This window comes from Protofrankia sp. CiP1_Cm_nod1, from assembly GCF_920888515.1.
Lineage (GTDB): Bacteria > Actinomycetota > Actinomycetes > Frankiales > Frankiaceae > Protofrankia.
Map to the genome: position 1 here is coordinate 10,234 of NZ_CAKKTM010000017.1, position 4,094 is coordinate 14,327.

Below are 4,094 nucleotides of genomic sequence, written 5' to 3' on the forward strand. Positions count from 1 at the left end.
GGGCCGCATTCCATGCCACGATCACTATGGCCCCGCGGTCGGGCCCGAGATACCTACCGGGCGTCCGAGACCGGCTCCCGGCAACGGCCCCGTAGGAACCGAGCCTTCCAGACCCGCTTCCGGACCCCGGATTCGGGCGGCATCCTGGACGCCGGAATTCATGATCATATTGTTTCGTTCCTGTCACACGAAGGAGGCCGACTTGCCCGAGATCTACAACGGGATTTCCACAACCGCGTTACCAGAGGTCACCTGGAAGAAAAGCCGGCGCAGCAACTCCCAGGGAAACTGCGTCGAACTGGCAAGGCTGTCGCCGGAGACCATCGCGGTCCGTAACTCCAGGGACCCGAACGGCCCAGCTCTGATCTACACCCAGGCCGAGATCGAGGCGCTCATCCTCGGAGCCAGGGACGGCGACTTCGACGAATTCCTGCGGTAGCGCTGGTCCGCCGGGGCCCGGGCCCGTGTGCGCGGAGGCTGAGGCAGCCTGCCTGCTTCAGCCCGCCCGGTACGGGCCCTCTCAAGCAGAGCTCTCCCTTATGATCCTGTTCAGTACCTCGATGCTGGCGGCGGGAGGCACACTGTCGACGCAGAGACGGTCCATCGCCTCCATGTAGCGGTCCACGTCCTCCCGCTTGTCCAGGTAGACCGCGCCGGCGAGCTGTTCGATGTAGACGATGTCCGGCAGGTCCGCTTCGGGGAAACGCAGGATGGAGAAGGCGCCGCCCTCGGCCGCGTGTCCGCCGAAGCGGAAAGGCATGATCTGCAGGCTGAGATTGGGCCGGCTCGCAAGCTCGATCAGATGTTCCAGTTGAGCGCGCATCACCGCGGGGCCGCCAAGTGGACGCCGCAGCGCGGCCTCGTCGATCACAACCCACAATCTGGGGTGCGATGGTCTGGCGAGCAGTTTCTGGCGGTTCATCCGCACGCTGATCCGGCGCTCGATGTCCTGGGGCCGGGCACCGCTGTTGCCGAGTGTGATGACAGCGCGCGCGTAGTCCTCGGTCTGGAGCAGGCCCGGGATGAACTGGACCTCGTAGGTCCGGATCAGAGTCGCGGCCTCTTCCAGGCCCAGATACGACTGAAACCAGCTCGGGAGGACGTCGGTGAAATTCTGCCACCAGCCCGGTGTGTTGGCTTCCCGGACCAGCTCCATCAGCGGCGCTCTCTCGGCGTCGTCCGTGACGTCATAGAGGGTGAGCAGATCGGCTACGTCCCGTTCCTTGAAGCTGACCCGCCCCAGCTCCAGGCGACTGATCTTGGATTCGGAGCCCCGGATACTATACCCGGCCTCCTCGCGGCTGATGCCCTTCTCCTCACGTAGCCGCCGCAACAGGGAGCCGAGGAGAATCCGGCGCACGGTGGGCCCCCCACCGGACTCAAGCGCCGTCACAACCCACCCCCTTCACCATCGTCTGAGCACAAGAGTATGACACCCGATCTTCACGACCTCACCGGTTCCGACACCTTCTGCACGTGCACCCGTGTCTTGCATTTGCACGCAACGAACGCCATGATGTGCAGGCAGCCATGCTGATGTCACGCACGCAGGGGTTCCGGGAGGCCGTGATGACAACCCACGGACACACCCGGTGTTCGACGACGCCGATGACGCCGTCACCGATCACCGGAACAGTGCCCGTCGTCATGGTCATCCGACGATCCGGAGTCACGGCGGTTCACCACCGGCAGCACGGCAATGTGATCGGGTGCCGGTCGACAGAGCGGTTCACGGACATGCCAATGAGGCATACGCCGTCATTTTTCCGAATCACCGGCTCAGGCGCGGAATGCCTCCCCGCTGCGGGAAGTGAATCCGGACAGCGGATGATCGTCGGCCTTCGGGACGGACGGACGGACGACTGTGCCGGCGGGATGGCCAGCCGGCTGCAAGGAGATGGCAGGGCGGTCGCGGGGCGGCTCCTCTGGAACAGGGTGTGGGCACATCCGTGGCCTGGTGCCACTGCTGGCGACACCCGCCGAGGGTGGGAGTGGTGATGGTCGACAATGCCGGCCCGGGCACGGGGTTGCCGGTCGACGTTCATGTGCTGATGTGGCGCGTGGACGGATCGGTGCTGCTCTGTCGTGGCGCCGAGTCGGATTCACCATGGCAGTTACCGTGGTCCGAACTTGGCAGTGGGGAACCCGCGATCGAGGCCGTGCTGCGGATAGCCGACGAGACCCTGTCGGTGATGACAATGGCGACCCATGTGTGGCTCGCGCATGTAGCCCATCATCGGTTCATCGGCGGCGGTGAACGGCTGGGGCTGTTCTTCCGGCTGACCCACTGGAGCGGGATACCCACACCGGGCGCAGACCCCCGGGCAAGCCGTCTGCAGTGGCACCACCTGAACGCACTGCCGGAATCCCTGGCGGCTCTCGACCGGGAAGCGTTGGCCCGCTGGCAGGACAACGACGTGTATTCAGAGCTCGGATGGAACCCGCAACAGCTGTGTGCGGTGCCCCGGCTACGGGCTATCTCGGGTGCACGGGCGTCCTCGTAAGAGGAGGACACCATGGCATGACGAAACCGTCGTGTAACAAAATTGTGGCACGAAAAACCACGGCCTGACGAACGGGGTGGTGTTGTAGAGCTCTGGCACCGCCAGAGCTCTACAACACCGTCATAGCGCCAGACGGCCTACCGCCGTACCGCCCCGAGTTCACCCAGGATTCACGCGTTCGCCAGCACCGGTTGGGCTGGCTGGCCGTGTCGACAGGTGCGAATTCCGGCTACCGGGGCCGTGTGCCGGCCGTTCCGGCCACGACAGGGTGCACCTGGAACGCGTCGCAGATGGTTGTCTGCCGCTCCACCACCTGGACCCGGGTCTGGTGCGGCGGAATGACCACGAACTGCTCGTAGGGCAGGCAGGCGGATTCGTCGCCGGACCGTACGGCCGTCCACTCGACACCGAACGACGCGGTGCCCCGCGGCTGGAGGACCACCGTCTCGGGCGGGCCCACCCGGAACAGGTTGCCGCCCTCGGAGCGGGCCGCCGGCCGTTCCTGCCGCCCGTTGTCGTCCGTGGCGGCCACGGACGGATAGCCGATCAGCGAACACGGCTGGTCTGAGGAACTGGTGAGAACGACGACGAACCCCTGGCGCTCCCCGGACGGAGCACCCGCGGACGCACCCGCGGCCACCCGCAGGCCCGCCTCGGTACACAGCGGTGGCGATCCGGGCGCCGGGCTCAACTGGCCGCCGGGGCCGGCCGGCGGACGTGGGGAGGAAGCGTCGCTGCCGGTCTGCGCCCTGGCGCCGGCCTCCGCGCCGAGCGGGGCGGCGGCCGGCGACGGCGTCGCGGGTGCCGGTGTCCCGCCGCCGGAGCCACAGGCGGTGGCACCGGTGACAAACAGTAGCCCAGCCCCCGCCACGACGATCCGGGTTGTACGGGTTCGGGGTCTGTTCGGCATGTGGGCAAGTCTTGCACCAACCGGTCCGTGTCCGGGAGGTCACCCCGGACGTGGTATCGGACGTGGCGCCGGACCGGCGACGACGGCTGTGACAGCGTGCCGAGACCGTGCCGGGGCGGCGCGTGGGGCCGCGGCGGGCCCGCGGTATGCCAACGTGCGCCAGACCCACGACCGAAAGCACCGAAGTCGGCTCTATACTCCGCTTTGTCCTTCTAGGGGGGGTTCATGAAGATCGGAACCTGTGGAAGGAGCAGCAGGGCCAATGACGCCCAGAAATGGCTCACGGTGGAGTGTTCCAGCACGATCGTCAGTAACAGACGCAGCTCTTCCGCCCCGCCGCCGGACGGCCGGCACGGCTGGCACGGCCGGCCGTTCTGAGAGGGACGGGACCGCACTCCGCCTGGTCACCGGCCGGCTACCGGTGGCTCTCGCGCTTTCCGCTGCTGTTCTCCTGGCCGGCGGGCTCACCGCGTGCAACCCGGCCAAGTCCGATCTGACGGAGCTGGCCGCCGGTACGGCATCGCCGACCAGCGACCATCCACGGCCGCGGCCTTCCGTGACCGGCGAGGCGGCACCAACGCTCCCAGCGGCATCCGGCACGCCGACGCCCCTGGCCGCGGCCGTGGGCGCGGCGGGTGCGCCGGCCGCTTCGGGCGTGCCGAAACCGGCCGCACCTGCCG

General features: G+C 67.6%; 5 protein-coding genes. 3 read left to right on the top strand and 2 right to left on the bottom strand.

Annotated elements, in window-relative coordinates:
- The first annotated feature begins 202 nt into the window (after positions 1-202).
- Positions 203-439, top strand: a complete 237-nt coding sequence (locus tag NBX02_RS01005; RefSeq protein ID WP_250282973.1) for a DUF397 domain-containing protein — start codon at positions 203-205, stop codon at positions 437-439.
- Positions 440-520: 81 nt separating this feature from the next.
- On the opposite strand, the gene NBX02_RS01010 is transcribed toward NBX02_RS01005, so the two are convergent.
- A complete protein-coding gene (locus tag NBX02_RS01010; RefSeq protein WP_250282975.1) occupies positions 521-1,393 on the bottom strand; it encodes a helix-turn-helix domain-containing protein in 873 nt (290 codons plus the stop codon).
- 604 nt (positions 1,394-1,997) lie between these two features.
- On the opposite strand from NBX02_RS01010, the gene NBX02_RS01015 reads away from it, so the two are divergent.
- Entirely contained in the window at positions 1,998-2,504 is a 507-nt protein-coding gene (locus NBX02_RS01015) for an NUDIX domain-containing protein (RefSeq protein ID WP_250282980.1), read from the top strand.
- Between the two features lie 229 nt (positions 2,505-2,733).
- Here NBX02_RS01015 and NBX02_RS01020 read toward each other — a convergent pair whose 3' ends face one another.
- Positions 2,734-3,375 carry a DUF4232 domain-containing protein gene (locus tag NBX02_RS01020; protein WP_250282977.1) on the bottom strand — a complete coding sequence of 214 codons (642 nt, stop codon included), beginning with the start codon at positions 3,373-3,375 and terminating at the stop codon, positions 2,734-2,736.
- 460 nt (positions 3,376-3,835) lie between these two features.
- Here NBX02_RS01020 and NBX02_RS01025 point away from each other — a divergent pair.
- A partial coding sequence (locus tag NBX02_RS01025) for a hypothetical protein (protein ID WP_445548192.1) occupies positions 3,836-4,094 on the top strand: 259 nt, incomplete at its 3' end.